The organism is Herbaspirillum sp. B65, from assembly GCF_000333555.1.
Lineage (GTDB): Bacteria > Pseudomonadota > Gammaproteobacteria > Burkholderiales > Burkholderiaceae_D > Herbaspirillum > Herbaspirillum rubrisubalbicans.
Genome location: NZ_BADI01000369.1, coordinates 1 through 19,772, shown reverse-complemented (window position 1 = coordinate 19,772; position 19,772 = coordinate 1). Strand labels below are relative to the sequence as shown.

Here is a 19,772-nt window from a genome sequence, read left to right as displayed (position 1 = left end):
CGGGGCGCGCGGGGAGGGCGCGGCGGTAGTGGTAGACATGTTGGAATAAGGAGCGCAATGGGCGTGGCGCTATCTTAGTGGCGCTGGACGGCGGCTTGGGGGCGAAATGAAGCTTTTTTCACATGGCAGCCGATTCATGCGGCTGCCAGCGGCCCGGCGCTGTCCGCAAGTGATAAAAAAGAGCGATTACCCCATGATTGCCCCTTGATCTGCGGCGCCGCGTCCCGATTTGGCGGTTTAGCGCCTGCGCAGTGCTAGAATGCAGGGCTATTTTTCAATCAACATTTGGAGCCTCACGTGTTTATTTCCGACGCATACGCGCAAACGGCCGCAGCAGCCCCTGGTGGCGCGATGGGCAACCTGGCCAGCTTCCTGCCGATCATCCTGATGTTCGTGGTCCTGTACTTCCTGATGATCCGCCCGCAGATGAAGCGTCAGAAAGAACAAAAGGCCATGATGGACGCCCTGGCCAAGGGCGACGAAGTGGTCACCTCGGGTGGTCTCTTGGGTCGCATCACCAAGGTGGCCGAGGGTTACATCACCATCGAAGTGTCTGAAGGCACCGAAGTCATCGTGCAAAAGGGCGCCATCACCACCCTGCTGCCCAAGGGCACCATCAAGGGTCTGTAATCCCTGATCCGGCCTGACCGGTTTGGCCGGCCCCGTGCCGGCGAACCCCTGGGCGCATCGCTGATGCGCCCATGTTGTTAGAACCCGGCGTTTTCGATGCCGGTTCTGAACAGGGCGGCAGGTTCCTGCCACCCCCTCCCGCAAGCAAGAAGCACAAGACCATGAATCGTTACTCTCTCTGGAAATACGCACTGATCGTCCTGGCCCTGCTGTTCGGCGTGATCTATACCGTCCCGAACTTCTTCGGCGAATCCCCCGCGGTGCAGATCAGCAGCGGCAAATCGACCCTGAAGGTGGAGCCTGCCCTGGCCGGCCGTGTCGATCAGATCCTGAAACAAGGCAATCTCGGCGCAGAGAGTGTGGCGTTCGACAACAGCGGCGCGGCGCCCTCGGTGCGCGCCCGCTTTGCCAGCACCGATATCCAGTTCAAGGCCAAGGCCCTGCTGGAAAAGGAGCTCAACACCGACCCCAGCGACCCGACCTACATCGTCGCCTTCAACCTCTTGCCCAACACCCCGCAATGGCTGCAAAGCCTGCACGCCTTCCCGATGTACCTGGGCCTGGACTTGCGCGGTGGCGTGCACTTCCTGATGCAGGTCGATATCAAGGCGGTCCTGAACAAGCGCCTGCAAGGCCTGCAATCGAGCGTGCGCAGCTTGCTGCGTGACAAGAACATCCGCCAAAGCGGCATCAACCGCGTGGGCGACAGCATCGAGATTTCCTTCCGCGATGCCGATACCCGCAACAAGGCCCGCGCCGCCCTGGGCGAGCTGCAGGAAATGCTGCTGACCGACGCCGGCAGCGGCGACGACCTGAAACTGATCGCCACCCTGCGCCCGGAAGCCCTCAAGCAGACCCAGGAAGATGGCGTCAAGCAAAACATCAGCACCCTGTCCAAGCGTGTCAACGAGCTGGGTGTGGCCGAGCCGCTGATCCAGCGCCAGGGCGCCGACCGCATCGTGGTCGAACTGCCGGGCGTGCAGGACGTCTCGCGCGCCAAGGACATCATCGGCCGTACCGCCACCCTGGAAGTGCGCATGGTGGACGACAGCGTGGTGCGTGGCACCGAGGAAACCTCGGCCATTCCCTTCGGCTCCGAACTGTTCAAGGTCGGCAAGGGTGCCCCGGTGGTGTTGAACAAGGAACCGGTGCTGACCGGCGACTACATCTCCAACGCCTCGGCCAGCTTCGATGAAAACCACCAACCGGCGGTCAGCATCGATTTGAACGGCGACGGCGGCCGCAAGATGCGCGAAGCCACCCGTGACAAGGTCGGCAAGGCCATGGCCATCGTCCTCTTCGAAAAGGGCAAGGGCGAAGTCCTGACCGTGGCCACCATCCGCTCCGAACTGGGTTCGCGCTTCCAGATCACCGGCATGGGTTCGCCCGAAGCCGCCAGCGACCTGGCCCTGCTGCTGCGCGCCGGTTCCCTGGCCGCACCCATGGACATCATCGAAGAACGCACCATCGGCCCGCAACTGGGTGCCGACAACATCAAGAAGGGCTTTGACTCGGTGCTGTACGGCTTCGTGGCCATGGCCATCTTCATGGTGATCTACTACCAGCTGTTCGGTTTCTTCAGTGCCCTGGCGCTGTCGGTGAACGTGCTGCTGCTGGTGGCGCTCTTGTCCACGCTGCAGGTCACGCTGACCCTGCCCGGTATTGCCGCTATCGCCCTGGCGCTGGGTATGGCGATCGACTCCAACGTGCTGATCAACGAGCGCATCCGTGAAGAACTGCGTGCCGGCAATTCGCCGCAGGCGGCCATTGCCGCCGGTTTCGACCGCGCCTGGGCGACCATCCTGGACTCCAACGTGACCACCCTGATCGCCGGCCTGGCGCTGCTGATCTTCGGTTCCGGTGCGATTCGCGGCTTTGCCGTGGTGCACTGCCTGGGCATCCTGACCTCGATGTTCTCGGCCGTGTTCTTCTCGCGCGGCGTGGTCAACCTCTGGTATGGCCGCAAGAAGCGCCTCTCCAGCCTGGCCATCGGCCAGATCTGGAAGCCGCAAGGCGAGGTGCTCTCCACCTCCGGCAAGGCTTCGGCCAAGCGCGACGCCAAGTAAGCGCAGCGATACCACGACATAGCAGCACAGCCAGATTTTGAGCCGGTCGCCACGCTGACAGTGGGACCGGCACCGAAAGGATAGTGATGGAATTTTTCCGCATCAAAAAAGACATTCCCTTCATGCGTCATGCCCTGATCTTCAATGCGATCTCGGCACTGACCTTCGTGGCCGCGGTGTTCTTCCTGTTCTCCAAGGGATTGCACTTCTCCATCGAATTCACCGGTGGCACGGTCATGGAAGTGGCCTACAACAAGCCGGCCGACCTGGAAAAGATCCGCAAGTCGGTGGAAGCGCTGGGTTACCGCGATACCCTGGTGCAAAGCTTCGGCACCGCCCAGGACGTGATGATCCGCCTGCCCGCGCAAGCCGGCGTGAACGCCAGCCAGCAAAGCGAAAAGGTCAATGCCGCCCTGAAGGCCGATGACCCGGACGTGCGCCTGCAACGGGTGGAGTTCGTCGGCCCGCAGGTGGGTGACGAGCTGGCCCATGACGGCTTGCTGGCGCTGGCCATGGTGGTGGTCGGCATCGTGATCTACCTGGCCTTCCGCTTCGAATGGAAGTTCGCGGTGGCGGCGGTGATCGCCAACCTGCACGACGTGGTGATCATCCTGGGTTTCTTTGCCTTCTTCCAGTGGGAATTCTCGCTCACCGTGCTGGCCGCGATCCTGGCTGTGCTGGGTTACTCGGTCAACGAATCGGTGGTGGTGTTCGACCGGGTGCGCGAAGCCTTCCGTGACCGTCGCTTCGGCAAGCTCTCCGCGCCCGAAGTGCTGAACCACGCCATCACCAGCACCATGTCGCGTACCATCATCACCCACGGCAGCACTGAAATGATGGTGCTGGCGATGTTCTTCTTCGGTGGCCCGACGCTGCACTACTTCGCCCTGGCGCTGACCATCGGTATTCTGTTCGGCATCTATTCCTCGGTGTTCGTGGCCGCGGCCCTGGCCATGTGGCTGGGCGTGAAGCGCGAAGACCTGATCAAGCCGGTCAAGGTCAAGGACGAGAACGGCGGCGCGGTGGTCTGATTCAAGGATTTCCGTACGACGCAAAAGGGCCGCCGCGTTGACGCTGCGGCCCTTTTTCATGAGAGGCCATCCAGGCTGCTAACACTGCATTGAAGTTTGAACATGAGCACATCCATCGATCTGAACGATATCGACTATGAACGCCGCTTCGGCGGCGTGGCCCGCCTGTACGGCGCCGCCGCCCTGCAACGCTTCCGCCAGGCACGGGTGTGCGTGGTCGGGGTCGGGGGCGTGGGCTCGTGGATCGTCGAGGCATTGGCGCGCAGCGCCATCGGTCACCTGACCCTGATCGACCTGGACAACCTGGCCGAATCCAACGTCAACCGCCAGATCCATGCCCTGACCGGGACGCTGGGCCAGGCCAAGGTCACGGCCCTGCATGAGCGCATCGGCCAGATCAATCCGACCTGCGTGGTCACCGAAGTGGAGGATTTCGTCGATCCGGAGAATGTGGAGCAGATGCTGGGCGGTGGTCGTTTCGATTACGTCATCGACGCCATCGACAATGTCCCGGCCAAGGTGGCCATGATCGCCTGGTGCCGCAAGAACGGGATGCCCATGGTCACCATCGGCAGCGCCGGTGGGCAGATCGACCCGACCCAGATCGAGATCCGCGACCTTTGCCGCACCGAGCAGGAACCGCTGCTGGCCAAGGTGCGCAAGCGCCTGCGTGCACAGCATGGTTTCCCGCGCGGGACCAAGAATAAATTCCACATCGATGCCGTGTTTTCCACTGAACCGTTGCGCTTTCCAGAACTGGCCGAGGGCGCGGCCTGCGAAGTCGTTCCGGCGGAAGACATGGACGTCGGCGCGGATGCCGCCGACAGCACCCAGGCCGGTATCACCGGCCTGAACTGCGCCGGCTTCGGCTCGGCCATGGTGGTCACGGCCACCTTCGGCCTGGTGGCCGCGGCGCACGTCTTGAAGAAACTGGCCGAGCAAGCCAACGCCCAGCCACAGTGAGGGGAGTGAGGGCAGGGCGTCCGGGTGTCAGTGCCCACCGCCCTCATCGACCCGGTGCGCCGACACGCACAGCAGCACGCTCCCGGTGACCAGCACCATGGCCGCGATCTCCAGCAGCGTCGGCCAGCGCTGTTCCCACAGGAAGCCGTAGAGCAGCGCGAAGAGCGTCTCGAAGAGGATCATCTGCCCGATCATGGTCAGCGGCAGCAGGCGTGTAGCCTTGTTCCAGCAGGCATTGCCGAACAGCGAGGCAAAGATCGCCACCCCCGCCGACACCACCACGAAGTGCAGCCATTGACTGCCCGGATGCGGTTGCAGCATCACAGTGAAGGCCGGCACCGCGATGAACAGCGACAACAGGCCCGTGACCACGCCGATCAAGAGGTTCCAGTCATGTGCTGAAACTTCATGCAGGCGCGCCAGCCAACGACTGTTGCCCACCGCATAGGTGGTCCAGGAGGCCAGTGCCGCCAGGGCGCAGAAGAAGCCTATGACACTTTCCTTCATATCGCCTGTCGCCGACCCCGCCAGCGACTGCCATGCCACGCAGGCAATCCCGGCCAGGCCCAGGGCCAGCGAAGGGGCCAGCTTGCGCAGCGGGACGGCGCCGTGACCGCGGCTGCCGATGATGCTTACCGCCACCGGCAGGAAGCCGATCACTAGCGAAGTCATGGCCATGCCCCCCAATTGCACGGCGCTGGCCAGGAATACGTAATAGACCACATTGCCCAAGAGGCTCAACCACACCAGCGCGCGCCATTCGGCGCGGCCCAGGTGCGGCAGCAATTTCTTGATGCGCGGCGCGATCAGCAGCGCCGCGAACAGGCCATAGGCCAGGTAGCGCCCGGCGGTCAATTGCCAGGGCGAGAAGGCGCGGGTCAGTTCCGGGGCCAGGAACACCAGGCCCCAGGCGGCGCCGGCCAGGGCGCTATAGAACATGCCTTGCAGAATCGGGTTGGAACGCATCAGTCAAAGGTGGTCGATGCCACCGCAGCAACGGGAAAGGCTGGCAGTATGCAGCAGTGGAGCGGGGAAAGATTGTTGCGGGCTACGGTTTTATTGCGATGGACTGCGCTGTGAAGCCGATGGTGAGCGAGGGTGAGCGAGGGTGAGCGAGGGTGAGGCCCGATGAAAAACGCCGGCGTGAAGCCGGCGTTTCATCATGGCTGCCGTCACCGGCAGCGGCCAGGACAATCAGATCACCGCGCCCAGCAGTCCGGCTCCCACGAAGGCCAGCGCCACCACGCCGATGCCCATGGATAGGTAGGCCAGCACTGCCACGCCGGAGATGATGGTGGCCGAAGCCAGCACGATGGCCACTTGCAGCATCCCGGCCGCCATTTCCATCTTCTCGTACTTTTCCATGTAGGCATGGGCTTCATGTTCGGCTTCGCGCGCCTTGTGCGCCAGCTCCTTCTTGCCTTCGCCGGTCTTTTCGTCGCTGTCGTAGTGGGCGATGGCGTCATCGAGCTTGGCAATGGCCGCGCTCACCCGCTCATCCTTGGGATTGCCCAGCAGCGTCAATTGCTGCTTGGCCAGTTGCGCCGCATTGCCGCGCACCGACTTGGCCTGGAAGAAGGACCACAGGTTGGCCGCTTCTTGATGCTTCAGGATGACCTCGGTCTGGTAGGACTTGGACAGGGTTTCGGTAATGGCCAGCACCAGCGCCAGGATGGCGATGAGCAGGGCGATCTTCTTGTTGCCGGAGGCGTGGGCGTGTTCGGCGTGTTCCAGGTTTTCGGTGGTTTCCGTCATGATGTCTTTTTGTAATGGCGAAATAGGGAGAAGTGAGGGCAGCCCGGGAGGCGGGCAACGCTTCAACAACGATTCAGGTCGTCAACGGTTGACCTGAAGCATTATTTCACTCGTATTTTCCGATGTCGCGGGAAGTGTGCTTTTATCCTTGTCATTCATGCCAAAAGAGGCCGGCGCGAGACAAAACTCGTATTTTCTCATCAGCCCGGGTAGTACGCCATCAGCCTGCACCAGCTAGGCCAGCCAGGAACCATTGTGCCAGCTCTGCAGACGAACTTGCCTTTGGCGACACTGTTGAGCCATAAAAAGTGAAGTAACGGGATTGGATTTATTGACTGACGTTATACAAAAAGACAATCAACCAATTCATTTTAATGAATTACATTAATGACTCATCACCAGTAACGACCGGGACAAGGTGAAGCTGGCCCCGCAGCATGGCCCCTGCCGTCATGGCGCCGTAGCAGAACGCAGCCAGCATATCGCCGTATTACCCGGTGCTCGCACGCCAGCCCCGCGTGCGCTCACCGTAACGCCCGTTTCCCGGTCCGGGCACCACGACTCATCGGGTCGACCAACAGGAGAGAACGCAATGTCGAATGAAGCCAAGTGCCCCTTTAACCACACCGCCGGCGGCGGCACCAGCAACCGCGACTGGTGGCCCAAGCAGTTGCGCCTGGACCTGCTGTCCCAGCATTCTTCCAAGTCCAACCCCATGGGTGAGGATTTCAACTACGCCGACGCCTTCAAGAGCCTGGACCTGGCCGCCGTCAAGGCTGACCTGGCCAAGGTGATGACCGATTCCCAGGACTGGTGGCCGGCCGACTTCGGTCACTATGGTCCGCTGTTCGTGCGCATGGCCTGGCACAGTGCCGGTACCTACCGCATCGGCGATGGCCGTGGCGGTGCCGGCCGTGGCCAGCAGCGTTTTGCGCCCTTGAACAGCTGGCCCGACAACGTCAACCTGGACAAGGCACGCCGCCTCTTGTGGCCGGTCAAGCAGAAATACGGCAACAAGCTGTCCTGGGCCGACCTGCTGATCCTGACCGGCAACGTCGCCCTGGAAACCATGGGCTTCAAGACCTTCGGCTTCGCCGGTGGCCGCCAGGACGTGTGGGAACCGGACCTGGACGTCTACTGGGGAACGGAAACCACCTGGCTGGGTGGCGATGACCGTTACGGCAAGGGCAAAGCCGGCGCCAGCCACGGCGAGATCCCTGCTGATGCCGACCGTCATGGCAACGAACAGAGCCGCACCGCCCCCGCTGGCCGCAACCTGGAAAACCCGCTGGCAGCCGTGCAGATGGGCCTGATCTACGTGAACCCGGAAGGCCCGGACGGCAACCCCGACCCGCTGGCCGCCGCCCATGACATCCGCGAAACCTTCGCCCGCATGGCGATGGATGATGAAGAAACCGTGGCCCTGATCGCCGGTGGCCACACCTTCGGCAAGACCCACGGTGCCGGTGACGCCAAGCACGTCGGTCGCGAACCGGAAGGCGAAGGCCTGGAAAGCCAAGGCCTGGGCTGGAAGAGCAGCTTCGGCAGCGGTGCCGCTGGCGACACCATCAGCTCCGGCCTGGAAGTGACCTGGACCCAGACCCCGGCGCAGTGGAGCAACTACTTCTTCGAGAACCTGTTCAACTATGAATGGGAACTGACCAAGAGCCCGGCCGGCGCCCATCAATGGGTGGCCAAGAATGCCCAGGCAGTGATCCCGCACGCCCATGGCGGCGCAGCGCTGCTGCCGACCATGCTGACCACCGACCTGTCGCTGCGCTTCGACCCGGCCTACGAAAAGATTTCGCGCCGCTTCCTGGCCCATCCCGAGCAGTTCGCCGATGCCTTCGCCCGCGCCTGGTTCAAGCTGACCCACCGCGACCTCGGCCCGCGTTCGCGTTACCTCGGCCCGGAAGTGCCGGCCGAAGAATTGATCTGGCAAGACCCGCTGCCGCAGGCCCAAGGCGCGCCCATCGATGCGGCTGACGTGAACGCGCTCAAGGCCAAGGTATTGGCCTCGGGTCTGTCGGTGGCCGAACTGGTGTCCACCGCCTGGGCCTCGGCCTCGACCTTCCGTGGCGGCGACATGCGCGGTGGCGCCAACGGGGCGCGCATCCGCCTGGCCCCGCAAAAGGATTGGGCGGCCAACCAGCCGGCCCAACTGGCCAAGGTCTTGACGACGCTGGAAGCCATCCAGGCCGAGTTCAACCAGGGCAGCAAGAAGGTTTCGCTGGCAGACCTGATCGTGCTGGCCGGCAGTGCTGCGGTGGAAAAGGCCGCCAAGGACGCAGGCGTGGCGATCACCGTGCCGTTTAGCGCCGGTCGCGTGGATGCCTCGCAAGAGCAGACCGATGCCGCTTCCTTCGCGCCGCTGGAGCCGGTCATCGATGGCTTCCGCAACTTCCAGAAGCAGCGTTATGCCGTGCGTGGCGAAGACATGCTCATCGACAAGGCCCAGCAACTGACCCTCACCGCGCCGGAAATGACGGTCTTGATCGGTGGCTTGCGCGTACTGGGCAACACCGTCGGCGGCAGCACCAAGGGCGTGTTCACCAGCCGCGTGGGCGTGCTGTCCAACGACTTCTTCGTCAACCTGCTGGACATGGGCACCGAGTGGAAGTCCACCTCGCCCGCCCAGGAAGAGTTCGAAGGCCGCGACCGCAAGACCGGCGCCCTCAAGTGGAGCGGTACCCGCGTCGATCTGGTGTTCGGTTCCAATGCCGTGCTGCGCGCCCTGGCCGAAGTCTATGCCAGCGCCGACGCCCAGGAAAAGTTCGTCAAGGACTTCGTGGCAGCCTGGGTCAAGGTGATGGAGCTGGATCGTTTCGATCTGAAGCAGTAAGACACTGATCCCCGCCTCTGGGGGCAGTGAAGCGAGCGAGAACGGCGGGCCTGCGGGTCCGCCGTTTTTGCCTGTGCATGGGGCTGCGCCAGCGCGATGTCATGCAGATGTCATGGTCGCTACATGGCCAGCGGCTATAGTGCTTGCTTGAATTTTTCTTCATGAGCGAGGCGCAAGATGGCCCTGAGCCTGGATGATATCGCCCTGTTGTTCACACGACACGGCCACACGCAATATGCGGGCGAACCCGTCACACAACTGGAGCACGCGCTGCAATCGGCCTTGCTGGCCGAGGAGGAGGGCGCCGCACCCAGCCTGATCGTGGCCAGTCTGCTGCACGACCTGGGGCATCTGCTGGAAGACCTGGGCGACACGCCCACCCTGTCCGGTGTGGATGACTTGCACCAGTACCGCGTGCTGCCTTTCCTGCGCGGACTGTTCGATGAATCCGTGCTGGCGCCGATTGCCTTGCACGTCGATGCCAAGCGCTACCTGTGCGCCACCGATCCCGATTACTTCGCCCGTCTTTCGGCCGACTCGGTGCGCAGCCTGCAACTGCAGGGCGGCATCTTCGACATCGAACAGGCGGCCGCCTTCATCGACCGGCCCTATGCCCGGGATGCGCTGCGCCTGCGGCGCTGGGATGATTGCGCCAAGCTGGCCGGACTGCCCACGCCCGACTACGCCCATTTTGCCGGCTACTTCAGCCAGTGCCTGCATCAGCCAGGTCAAGCCGCCAGCGCTTAAGCCCGGTACTGCTTGCGGTAGGCCGACGGCGTGGTGCCGCGCAGCTTGCGCATGGCGTGCGTCATCGCACTCTGGTCGCCATAGCCGCAGCGCTGGGCGACGGTCGCCACCGGCAACGCGCTGGTGCGCAGCAACTGACAGGCTTGCGCCAGACGTACCTCCGCCAGCCAGGCGCGCGGCGACGTGCCCAGTTCCTGCTGGAACCATTCATGCAGGCGGCTGGGGCTGATGGCGGCCAGCGCGGCCATGTCGGCCACGGTCCAGGGCTGGGCCGCTTGCGCCTCGACCCGGGCCAACATGCGGTGCAGGCGCGACTTCACCTGTGGCGGTTGCTGGGCCAGGGTGTCCAGCAGCAGCGGCACCCAGTGGTGCAGCGCATGGCCCGCGGCCGGCGCGGTAGATTGCGCCAGCGACAGCGCCATGAATTCCACCAGCTTGCTGGCGGCCGCCGTCAGTGGCACGAAGGCGCGCCGGGCCAGGGCTTCCAGTTGCAGCGTGTCCACCGCGTGCGGCGCCAGGTCCAGGACCAGCGCGCGATTGCTGCCACCGGCACGGGTCTCGTGCCAGGCGCCGGGTTCGACGAAGGCCGCCGTGAGGCTGTCGGCGTAGCCCTGGTGCCCGGCAATATCGAGCTCCAGCCGGCCCGCCAGGGGCAGCACCAGTTGCGAGAACGTGTGGCGGTCGGCCAGGGTCTGCTCGCGATAACTGCGCAGATGCAATTGCGGCAGCTCGCCTGGCGGCAGTGTCAGGGTCGGCATGGCACATCGGATGGACAATGAAGATCGCCCATCATAGCCGATTGACGCCAGTTGGATTAAGGATGGGTTAATGCTGGCTCAAGGGGGGATTAAAGCCGGATTAAAGGTCGAAATGGCTCAGCCAGGGCGGGCCAGCAAAAAGCCGCCAGGTCTGCACCATGGCGGCTTGCCCGGAAGGGGCGTCAGTGCTTATTGCATGTGCCAGCCGTGGCTGACCACCACCGACTGGCCAGTCAGGGCATTGGTCGGGAAGGCGGCCAGGAACACGGCGGTCTGGGCCACGTCCTGGGTGGTGGTGAATTCGCCGTCGACGGTGTCCTTCAACATGATCTTCTTGATGACGTCTTCTTCGCTGATGCCGAATTCCTTGGCTTGCTCGGGGATCTGCTTTTCCACCAGCGGGGTGCGCACGAAGCCGGGACAGATGACGTTGGTGCGGATGTGGTCCTTGGCGCCTTCCTTGGCCACCGTCTTGGCCAGGCCCAAGAGGCCATGCTTGGCCGTGACATAGGGCGCCTTCAAGGGCGAAGCCAGGTGCGAGTGCACCGAACCCATGTAGATGATGGAGCCGCCGCGACCCTGCTTGATCATCGCCTTCATCGCTGCGCGCGTGGTCAGGAAGGCGCCGTCCAGGTGGATGGCCAGCATCTTGCGCCAGTTCTCCAGCGACAGCTCGGCCACCGGGCTGATGATCTGGATGCCGGCATTGCTGATCATGATGTCCAGGCCGCCATAGGTGTTCACGGCATCGGCCACGCCCTTGTCGACCTGGGTTTCATCGGTGACGTTCATGGCCACGGCCATGGCGGTGCCGCCATTCTTGACGATCTCTTCGGCGGTCGCCTTGGCCGCTTCCAGGGCCAGGTCGGCGATGACGACCTTGGCGCCCTGTTTGGCATATTCGACCGCGATTTCCTTGCCGATGCCGCTGGCCGAACCGGTAATGAGAGCGACTTTATCCTTGAGTAGCATGATCTTCCTTTATGTTTCGAGTTGACGGACATTGCAAAGCATAGCTGCCAACAGGCCCGGCGCCCTTGCGCACGATTACTGCCGGCGGCCATCGATCCATGGTTTCGATGAAGTGCGCATCGAAAGATTCCTCGGGTTTGCACCCTCTTTCCTTACCCTCGCGCGTGCACCTTGCTCCCTGGCCGGAGGTCTCCCGGTGCCGCTTTGTCATGCCATTGTAACGCTGGGCCGATGGTTGTTGCTGCACTGCCAAAACGGCCGCAGAGGTCATGTGGGTGAAACAATCGCTGGGTAGTCTGTGCAACGTTATCCCGGGGACATCGGCTGTTTCTCGAATTTTTTGAATTGAAGTTTCGTTTTCTTTCGGAAACAGCCGCAAATCTGAAGGGGTATCGGATTGTAGCCAGTTGAGGTCGCTTATGTTGGTGGATTTGACCTTGGCCGTAGCAGTCCAAGGTCCCCTTCACACATCACCATAAAGGACAATGCATGAGACTGCTTACCATTCCTGCCGATGCCAATCCGAGTTTTGCCAAGCTCAACCTGAGCCTGGCCAGCACCCCGGAAGAAGTGCGCGAAGTGCAGCGCCTGCGCTACAAGGTCTTCATCGAAGCGATGAACCTGTCGGCCCTGGCCAATCCCGAAGGCCTGGACAAGGATGAGTTCGACGACTACTGCGACCACCTCATCGTGCGCGACAGCAAGACCCTCTCGGTGGTGGGCACCTATCGTGTACTGAGCCCGCACGGCGCGCGCCGCATGGGCAAGTTCTACTCGGAACAGGAATTCGATCTCTCGCGCCTGGACAACATCCGCGGCGTCATCGCCGAAGCTGGCCGCGCCTGCATCCACCCGGACTACCGCAGCGGCGGCGTGATCATGATGCTGTGGGCCGGTCTGGCCGCCTACATGCGCAAGGAACGCTGCGAATACCTGATGGGTTGCGCCAGCGTCAGCCTGGCCGATGGTGGCCACAATGCCGCCGCGCTCTACCACGCCTTCCGCGAAAAGAACATGGCCCCGCCCGACTACCGCGTCGCGCCGCTGTTGCCCTTCCCGCTGGAAGACCGCCAGGCCGGCGTTGATCCGCAGATCCCGCCGCTGTTGCGCGGCTACCTGCGCAGCGGTGCTTGGGTGTGCGGCGAACCGGCCTGGGATCCTGATTTCCACTCGGCCGATTTCTTCCTGCTGCTGCCGCTCTCCAAGCTCGACAGCCGCTATGCCCGTCACTACCTCAAAGAGTCGAGGACCGCATGAAGCCACGCGAACAGTTCATGGAAAAAGCCCAGGGGCTGTTCGCCGACCTGGGTGCCGATGGCGACCAGCATGATGACGAATCCAAGCGCGATCCGCTGCGCTTTCGCACCATCTGGATTTCCGACATCCACCTGGGCACTACCGGCTGCCAGGCCGAGCGACTGCTGGAATTTCTGCGTGCCACCGAATCCGAGACGCTCTACCTGGTGGGCGACATCATCGACGGCTGGCAACTGAAGCGTCGCTGGTACTGGGACCAGAGCCACAACAACGTGGTGCAGACGGTCTTGAAGAAGGCCAAGAAGGGCACCAATGTCATCTTCGTGCCCGGCAACCACGATGAAGTGATCCGCCAGTTCATCGACCTCGATTTCGGCGGCATCAAGATCCGCGATGAACTGGTGCACGTCACCGCCGAAGGCAAGCGTATGCTGGTCTTGCATGGCGACCGTTTCGACGGCGTCATCGCCTGCGCCAAGTGGCTGGCCTATGTGGGTGACTCGCTCTACACCATGATCCTCAAGTTCAACCAGTGGTTCAACAGCTGGCGTGCACGGGCTGGCCTGCCGTACTGGTCGCTGTCGCAGTACCTCAAGTCCAAGGTCAAGAACGCGGTGAACTACATCACCTCCTTCGAAGATGCCCTGGCCGAGGAAGCCAAGAAGAAGGGCCTGGACGGCGTCATCTGCGGCCATATCCACAAGCCCGAGATCCGCGACATCGGCGGCGTGGTCTACTGCAACGATGGCGACTGGGTCGAAAGCCTGTCGGCGCTGGTGGAAGAGCCCAATGGCGAACTGCGCCTGGTGTCCGGCAGGAAATCATGCATCTCAAACGCGCTGCCAAGAAAGCCCGCCAGCTGCCCCGGGAACTGCACCCGGCTTGCCCGTGTCAACCGCTGCCAACCTGGCATCCAGTCAGCCACCTCAAGGCCTATTGTCGATACGATTTATGCGCATGGCCATCATCAGCGACGCCGGAGAGCCGCAAGTCAACGGCGTCGTCAACACCTTGCGCTCCACCGTGCGCTGCCTGCGCGGTTTCGGCCACGAAGTGCTGCTGCTATCGCCGCGCGACTTCCGCACCTTCGCCTGTCCGACCTACCCGGAAATCCGGCTGGCCTACAAGCCCTACGCCCGCATCGCCGCCACCCTCGAAGCGTTCCAGCCGGACTGCATCCACATCGCCACCGAAGGCCCGATGGGCCTGGCCGCGCGGCGCTACTGCCTGCGTCACAAGCTGGGTTTCACCACCGCCTACCACACCCGCTTCCCGGAATACCTGGCCGCCCGCAAGCTCTTGCCCAAGGCCATCACCTATCGTCTGCTGCGCTGGTTCCATGGCCGCTCCGAAGCCATCATGGTGCCCACCCCGGCGATGAAGACGGCGCTGGAAGAAGAGGGCTTCCGCAATGTCGTACTGTGGGGCCGTGGCGTCGATACCAATCACTTCCGCCCGGCGGTGGAAGACCATGCCTGCATCGAGCGCCCGCTGTTCCTCTACGTGGGCCGGGTGGCGGTGGAAAAGAATATCGAAGCCTTCCTCCAGCTCGACCTGCCCGGCACCAAGTGGGTGGTGGGCGACGGCCCGCAGTTCGAAGACCTGTCCACGCGCTATCCCGAAGTGCGCTTCCTGGGCGCCAAGGGGCATGACGAATTGCCGGCCTACTACAACTGCGCCGACGTCTTCGTCTTCCCCAGCAAGACCGATACCTTCGGCCTGGTGCTGCTGGAAGCCATGGCCTGTGGCATTCCGGTGGCCGCCTATCCGGTCGAGGGGCCCATCGATGTGGTCGACAATGGCGTCTCCGGCATCCTGCGCCAGGACCTCAAGCAAGCCTGCCTGCAAGCCCTGAAGCTGGACAATGAAGCCGTGCGCGCCCATGCCGCCACCCGCTCCTGGGAGTCGGCCACCCAGCAGTTCCTGCAGCATCTGCACCTGGCGCGTCACAAGCAGCCGGGCCAGGCCACTGCCATCAATCCAGTACGCGAAACGTCCAGGTAAAGCTTGCTGACAGGTAATTTGCTGTTACTGTTCAGGTGGCGAAAAGCCACAAGCGGGCTGCCGCCGGCAGGATTTCTGACAAAAATCAGGACAGCTGGTTTTATTTGCACAATCGGCACTAGTGTCCGTGGCATCATCTCCCCTGAGTGAAAATCAATGAGCGCCGCAACGGCGCCTGGTCGAGCCGTCCGGCCGACCATCTGCAACCTGGGGAAAAATCCATCATGACAAGACTGCTTGCCAACCTGAAGCTATGGCAGAAATTCGCTTTGCTGGGCGTACTCGGACTGATTCTGTTCGGGGTGCCCACGGCCCTCTACTACGGCAGCACTGCCCACACCATCAAGCTCAAGCAAGAGGAAATCGCCGGCGTGGAGCCGGTGCGCAGGCTCTTGCGCAGCGTACAACTGATGCAGCAGCATCGCGGCATGTCGGCCGTCATGCTCAACGGTGCCGCCGACATGGCCGGCCCGCGTCAGGCCAAGGCCGCCGAGGTCGACCAGGCCTTGCAGGCATTGGGGGAGGGACTGGCGCCGATGGGGCGCGATGATCCCCAGGCCCTGGGCAGCTTCAACAAGCTGGTCGAGACCTGGAACAAGGTGCGCGACGCCGTGGCCGCCAAGGCAATCACCCCGCCGGAGAGCTTCGCCGCCCACAGCGCAGCCATCGCTGCCCTGTTCGACCTCAACGAGCGGATGCTGGACTATTACCACTACACCGTGGACCCCGACTTCGACAGCACCCAGCTCATCAATGCCGCCTTCATTTCCATGCCGGCGCTGACCGAAGACCTGGGCCGCGCGCGCGCCCGTGGCGCCAGCCTGCTGCTCAAGAAGGAATTGAAGATGGAAGACCGGCTGGAACTGGTGGCCATGCTGGAACGCGCCCAGGAGCGCCTCAATGCCGCCAAGAAATCCTTCAGCAAGGGCGTGGCGGCCAACCCGCATCTGGGCACGCAATTGGGCAGCACTTTCCAGCAGGCCGACCGCATGGGCAATGAAGTGATCCAGCTCACCCGCGACAAGGTCTTGCTGCCGCAGGAAATGAGCTTCTCTCCCGATGACTATTCCAAGCGCTTCACGGCGGCCATCGATGAACAGTTCAAGGCCACCCGTGCCGTCACCGAAGCCCTGGCCGCGCAGCTTGATGCGCAGAACGCCGACCTGCGCCGGCAGCAGTTGAGCGTGTTGGGTGCGGTGCTGCTGTTGGCGGTGCTGGTGGCCTGGCTGGGCGTGATGATCACGCGCTCGGTGAGCGTACCGGTGCAGGCCTCGGTGGCCATGGCCGGGCGCGTGGCCAACTACGACCTGACTGCGCGGGCCACCGTGCAGGGGCGCGATGAATCGGCCCAGTTGCTGGGGTCGCTCAATGACATGACGCACAGCCTGGGCGGCATCGTCGGTCGCGTGCGCACCAGCATCGAAGTGATCCAGCACGCCTCACGCGAGATCGCTACCGGCAATGCCGACCTCTCGCGCCGTACCGAATCCCAGGCGTCGAGCCTGGAAGAGACGGCCAGCGCCATGGAGCAATTGACCTCCACCGTGCAGAACAATGCCCACAGCGCGCGCCAGGCCGACCAGCTGGCCAGTTCGGCCTCGCAACTGGCCGAACGTGGTGGGCAAGTGGTGGGCAACGTGGTCGATACCATGGCGCAGATCCGGGATAGCTCGCGCCGCATCGTCGATATCATCAGCGTCATCGATGGCATCGCCTTCCAGACCAATATCCTGGCCTTGAATGCCGCCGTGGAAGCGGCCCGTGCCGGCGAGCAGGGGCGCGGTTTCGCGGTGGTGGCCTCCGAAGTGCGCTCGCTGGCCCAGCGCAGCGCCGGTGCCGCCAAGGAAATCAAACAACTCATCAGCGACTCGGTGGAGCGGGTGGAGACCGGTGGTCAACTGGTCGATGAAGCCGGCGCCACCATGCATGAGATCGTCGGCTCGGTGCGCCAGGTGGCCGGCATCATGAGCGAAATCACCCAGGCCAGTGAAGAACAGAGCAATGGCATCAGCCAGGTCAACGACGCCATCGCGCAGATGGAAGGCATCACCCAGCAGAATGCCGCCCTGGTCGAAGAAGCTGCCGCCGCCGCCGAGAGCCTGCAGCAGCAGGCCGAACTGCTGTGGGATGCGGTGAGCGTATTCCGCATCCAGGAGGACGCGGCCCACCAGCCGCGGCAGCCGCAGGCCATCAGCCAGCCGCACGCCGCCGTCAGTGACACTCGGGAGGGGCGTCTGGCGTTGACTTGAGCCCCGCCGTTGGCAGAAGGGCTGTGGCCTTTCTTTCAACTATGCAATACACACATGAAGACATGCTGACAAAGCATTGGATTGCCTGTGTGCATCTCTTCTAAGATGCGCCACCGCCCGGCCCGTCGTCCCCCCTCAGGACGCGCCTGGCGTGACAAGGAAGAGACTCCCATGATGCAACAGTTGAAGATCGGCAGCCGCCTGGCGTTCGGATTTTTCCTCATCCTGGCGCTGGCCACCGCGATCCTGGTCATCGGCCTGTGGCGCATGGCCGAGCTGGAAGCCAGCAACGAATACGTGATCGAAAAGAAGGTCACCGCCATGACCGCCGCCTTGAACATGCGCGAAGCCGGCAGCGAGCTGGCGCTGGCCTTGCGCAAGGTGGTTACGCCCACCGATGCGGCCGAAGGCAAGACCGAGGATGCGCATCTGGGCAAGATCCTGCAAGCCTATGCGGGCTATGAAAAGCAGCTCACCGATCTGTCCCCCGACGGTCGCGGCAAGGAACTGCTGCTGGCCACCAGCGGCGAGGGCAAGAAGTTGTTCCCGCTGGTCGAGCAGATCCGCCAGCAGGTGGGCAGCAACAATTACTTCGATGCCGCCCAGCAGTTGAAGAGCGATTTCCTGCCGGCCCACGACAAGTGGATGAGCAGCGTGGCCGCACTGGCCTCGTTCCAGCAGGAAGACATGCAGCAAGCCCACGCCCAGGCCAGGGACAGCTACCGCAAGGCGCAGATCGGCATGTTGGCCATGGGCGTGCTGACGCTGGGCCTGGGATGTTTCTTCACCTTCGTCATCACCCGCTCCATCGTCACGCCCCTCAAGCGCGCCGGCCAGATCGCCGAGACCATTTCGCGCGGCGACCTGACCCAGCACGCCCAGGCCCAGGGCCACGACGAAGCCGCGCACCTGGTCAATACGCTCGATGCCATGCAGGCCAACCTGGCGGCCACCCTCAACGAGGTCAAGCAAAGCGCCGCCGTCATCGCGGTGGCCTCGCATGAAATCGCGCGCGGCAACGCCGACCTGTCCAATCGCACCGAATCGCAAGCCTCCAGCCTGGAAGAAACCGCCAGCTCCATGGAGCAACTGACTTCCACCGTGCAACAGAACGCCGCCAACGCCCAGCAGGCCAACCAATTGGTGCTGTCGGCCTCGGATTACGCCACCAAGGGCGGGCGCGTAGTGGGTGACGTGGTGGTTACCATGGGCTCGATCAAGGAAAGCTCGGGCAAGATCGTCGACATCATCGGCGTGATCGATGGCATCGCCTTCCAGACCAACATCCTGGCCTTGAATGCCGCGGTGGAAGCGGCGCGTGCCGGCGAGCAGGGGCGCGGCTTTGCGGTGGTGGCCTCTGAAGTGCGGGCACTGGCCCAGCGCAGCGCGGCTGCCGCCAAGGAAATCAAGCAACTTATCAGCGACTCGGTGGACAAGGTCGATACCGGTGGCAAGCTGGTCGATGAAGCCGGCGCCACCATGAGCGAGATCGTCGCCTCGGTCAAGCAGGTGGCCGACATCATGGGTGAGATCACCGCCGCCAGCCAGGAGCAGAGCGCCGGCATCGCCGAGGTCAACCATGCGATCACCCAGATCGATGAGATCACCCAGCAGAACGCAGCCCTGGTGGAGCAAGCCGCGGCGGCCGCCGAGAGCCTGCAGGAGCAGGCCGATGTACTGGCCCAGGCGGTGGCGGTGTTCAAGCTCAAGACAGTGCAGCAGGTGCCGACGGTGCCGGCGCTGGCGGTGCCGGTACGCAGCGTCAATGCGCCGCCTGCGGTGACGGTGACGGCCAAGCCGGTCCTGCCGGCAGCACCTGTTTCTCCCGCCCGCGCCAAGCCAGCCTCGCGTGCCACGCCGGTGGGCGATGACGGCGACTGGGAGACCTTTTGAGTGACTGGGCCAAACTGGCAAGAAACTTCATAGGCTGCAATCAGCAAATCGCCGCAGCCCCCAGCAGGGGGTGCGGCGATTTTTTTTCTTCATATAGACGTCCGGCAGACCTCAGCCAGGGGGGGGGCTACCTTCAGCGTGGCGAGTGCTTGCCCGAGGTGGCCAGCAATTCCGGTGCGATCACGGCCTTGAGATAGGTGGTGGTCACGTCGCCGCGATCACGCTGGGCGATCCACCAGACGTTGGCCTTGCGCAGCGACCATTCCTGCGGCTGGCCGGCGATCAGTTGTGCGGCCACCTGGCCCAGGGTGGGCTGGTGCCCGACGATCAGCACCGGTTCGCGGCTGTCGGGCCAGTTGGCTGCGCGCAGCAAGTCCGCGGCGCTCATGTTGGGCGCCAGATCGGCCACCACCTTGTACTTGCGCTTCAAGGCTTCCACCGTCTGCAAGGTGCGGGTGGCCGGGCTGACCAGGATGCGACAGCTTTCCGGCAGGTTGCGGTCCAGCCATTCGGCCATCTTGGCGGCCTGCTTGTGGCCCTTGGGGGTCAGCGCGCGGCCCTCATCGGGCTCGCCCAGTTCGGCTTCGGCGGGCGCCATAGAATCA

Annotated in this window: 14 protein-coding genes and 2 pseudogenes; 11 read left to right on the top strand and 5 right to left on the bottom strand. The window is 63.3% G+C overall.

What is annotated here, in order from left to right; all coding sequences use genetic code 11:
- The first annotated feature begins 297 nt into the window (after nt 1-297).
- The 4 genes from yajC to tcdA all read left to right on the top strand — a co-directional run bounded on the left by yajC (nt 298) and on the right by tcdA (nt 4,690).
- Nucleotides 298-630: a preprotein translocase subunit YajC gene (gene yajC, locus I5W_RS09090; protein ID WP_082685984.1), complete on the top strand. Its 333-nt coding sequence runs from the start codon at nt 298-300 to the stop codon at nt 628-630.
- A gap of 161 nt (nt 631-791) precedes the next feature.
- Nucleotides 792-2,696, top strand: coding sequence for a protein translocase subunit SecD (gene secD / locus I5W_RS09085; RefSeq protein ID WP_044528977.1), 1,905 nt, complete (start codon nt 792-794; stop codon nt 2,694-2,696).
- An 86-nt stretch (nt 2,697-2,782) separates the two neighbouring features.
- A complete protein-coding gene (gene secF / locus I5W_RS09080) occupies nt 2,783-3,727 on the top strand; it encodes a protein translocase subunit SecF (RefSeq protein ID WP_017453118.1) in 945 nt (314 codons plus the stop codon).
- 102 nt (nt 3,728-3,829) lie between these two features.
- Nucleotides 3,830-4,690 (top strand): tRNA cyclic N6-threonylcarbamoyladenosine(37) synthase TcdA, encoded by an 861-nt coding sequence (gene tcdA / locus I5W_RS09075; protein ID WP_044528976.1) that lies wholly within the window; start codon nt 3,830-3,832, stop codon nt 4,688-4,690.
- 27 nt (nt 4,691-4,717) lie between these two features.
- Here the strand turns inward: tcdA and I5W_RS09070 are convergent, their stop codons facing one another.
- Together I5W_RS09070 and I5W_RS09065 are read right to left on the bottom strand one after the other, a co-directional pair.
- Nucleotides 4,718-5,656, bottom strand: a complete 939-nt coding sequence (locus I5W_RS09070) for a DMT family transporter (RefSeq protein ID WP_017453120.1) — start codon at nt 5,654-5,656, stop codon at nt 4,718-4,720.
- A gap of 228 nt (nt 5,657-5,884) precedes the next feature.
- Nucleotides 5,885-6,445, bottom strand: coding sequence for a DUF4337 domain-containing protein (locus tag I5W_RS09065; protein WP_017453121.1), 561 nt, complete (start codon nt 6,443-6,445; stop codon nt 5,885-5,887).
- 592 nt (nt 6,446-7,037) lie between these two features.
- Between I5W_RS09065 and katG the strand changes: the two genes are divergently transcribed.
- Both katG and I5W_RS09055 read left to right on the top strand, forming a co-directional pair.
- The gene (gene katG / locus I5W_RS09060; protein WP_044528975.1) at nt 7,038-9,287 is read left to right on the top strand and encodes a catalase/peroxidase HPI; all 2,250 of its coding nucleotides are present in this window, start codon (nt 7,038-7,040) and stop codon (nt 9,285-9,287) included.
- 177 nt (nt 9,288-9,464) lie between these two features.
- On the top strand, nt 9,465-10,034 hold the full coding sequence (locus tag I5W_RS09055) for a phosphonate degradation HD-domain oxygenase (RefSeq protein ID WP_017453123.1): 570 nt from the start codon (nt 9,465-9,467) through the stop codon (nt 10,032-10,034).
- Here I5W_RS09055 and I5W_RS09050 read toward each other — a convergent pair.
- Both I5W_RS09050 and I5W_RS09045 read right to left on the bottom strand, forming a co-directional pair.
- Nucleotides 10,031-10,792 (bottom strand): helix-turn-helix transcriptional regulator, encoded by a 762-nt coding sequence (locus tag I5W_RS09050; protein WP_044528974.1) that lies wholly within the window; start codon nt 10,790-10,792, stop codon nt 10,031-10,033. The two genes, I5W_RS09055 and I5W_RS09050, sit on opposite strands and share 4 nt — an antisense overlap.
- A 189-nt stretch (nt 10,793-10,981) precedes the next feature.
- Nucleotides 10,982-11,764 (bottom strand): 3-hydroxybutyrate dehydrogenase, encoded by a 783-nt coding sequence (locus I5W_RS09045; protein ID WP_017453125.1) that lies wholly within the window; start codon nt 11,762-11,764, stop codon nt 10,982-10,984.
- Nucleotides 11,765-12,253: 489 nt separating this feature from the next.
- On the opposite strand from I5W_RS09045, the gene I5W_RS09040 reads away from it, so the two are divergent.
- The 5 genes and pseudogenes from I5W_RS09040 to I5W_RS09020 all read left to right on the top strand — a co-directional run bounded on the left by I5W_RS09040 (nt 12,254) and on the right by I5W_RS09020 (nt 19,167).
- Complete coding sequence (locus I5W_RS09040; protein WP_017453126.1) at nt 12,254-13,021, top strand: GNAT family N-acetyltransferase; 768 nt, start codon at nt 12,254-12,256, stop codon at nt 13,019-13,021.
- Nucleotides 13,018-13,904 (top strand): annotated as a pseudogene (locus I5W_RS29640) (UDP-2,3-diacylglucosamine diphosphatase); the annotation flags it as partial. The gene I5W_RS09040 and the pseudogene I5W_RS29640, both read left to right, overlap by 4 nt.
- A gap of 68 nt (nt 13,905-13,972) precedes the next feature.
- Nucleotides 13,973-15,025, top strand: coding sequence for a glycosyltransferase family 4 protein (locus I5W_RS09030; RefSeq protein WP_044528972.1), 1,053 nt, complete (start codon nt 13,973-13,975; stop codon nt 15,023-15,025).
- A 224-nt stretch (nt 15,026-15,249) separates the two neighbouring features.
- A complete protein-coding gene (locus I5W_RS09025) occupies nt 15,250-17,274 on the top strand; it encodes a methyl-accepting chemotaxis protein (RefSeq protein WP_252716960.1) in 2,025 nt (674 codons plus the stop codon).
- A gap of 171 nt (nt 17,275-17,445) precedes the next feature.
- Nucleotides 17,446-19,167 (top strand): methyl-accepting chemotaxis protein, encoded by a 1,722-nt coding sequence (locus I5W_RS09020; protein WP_044528970.1) that lies wholly within the window; start codon nt 17,446-17,448, stop codon nt 19,165-19,167.
- Nucleotides 19,168-19,300: 133 nt separating this feature from the next.
- Here the strand turns inward: I5W_RS09020 and I5W_RS09015 are convergent.
- Nucleotides 19,301-19,770, bottom strand: a pseudogene (locus I5W_RS09015) (SixA phosphatase family protein).
- Nucleotides 19,771-19,772: the final 2 nt, after the last annotated feature.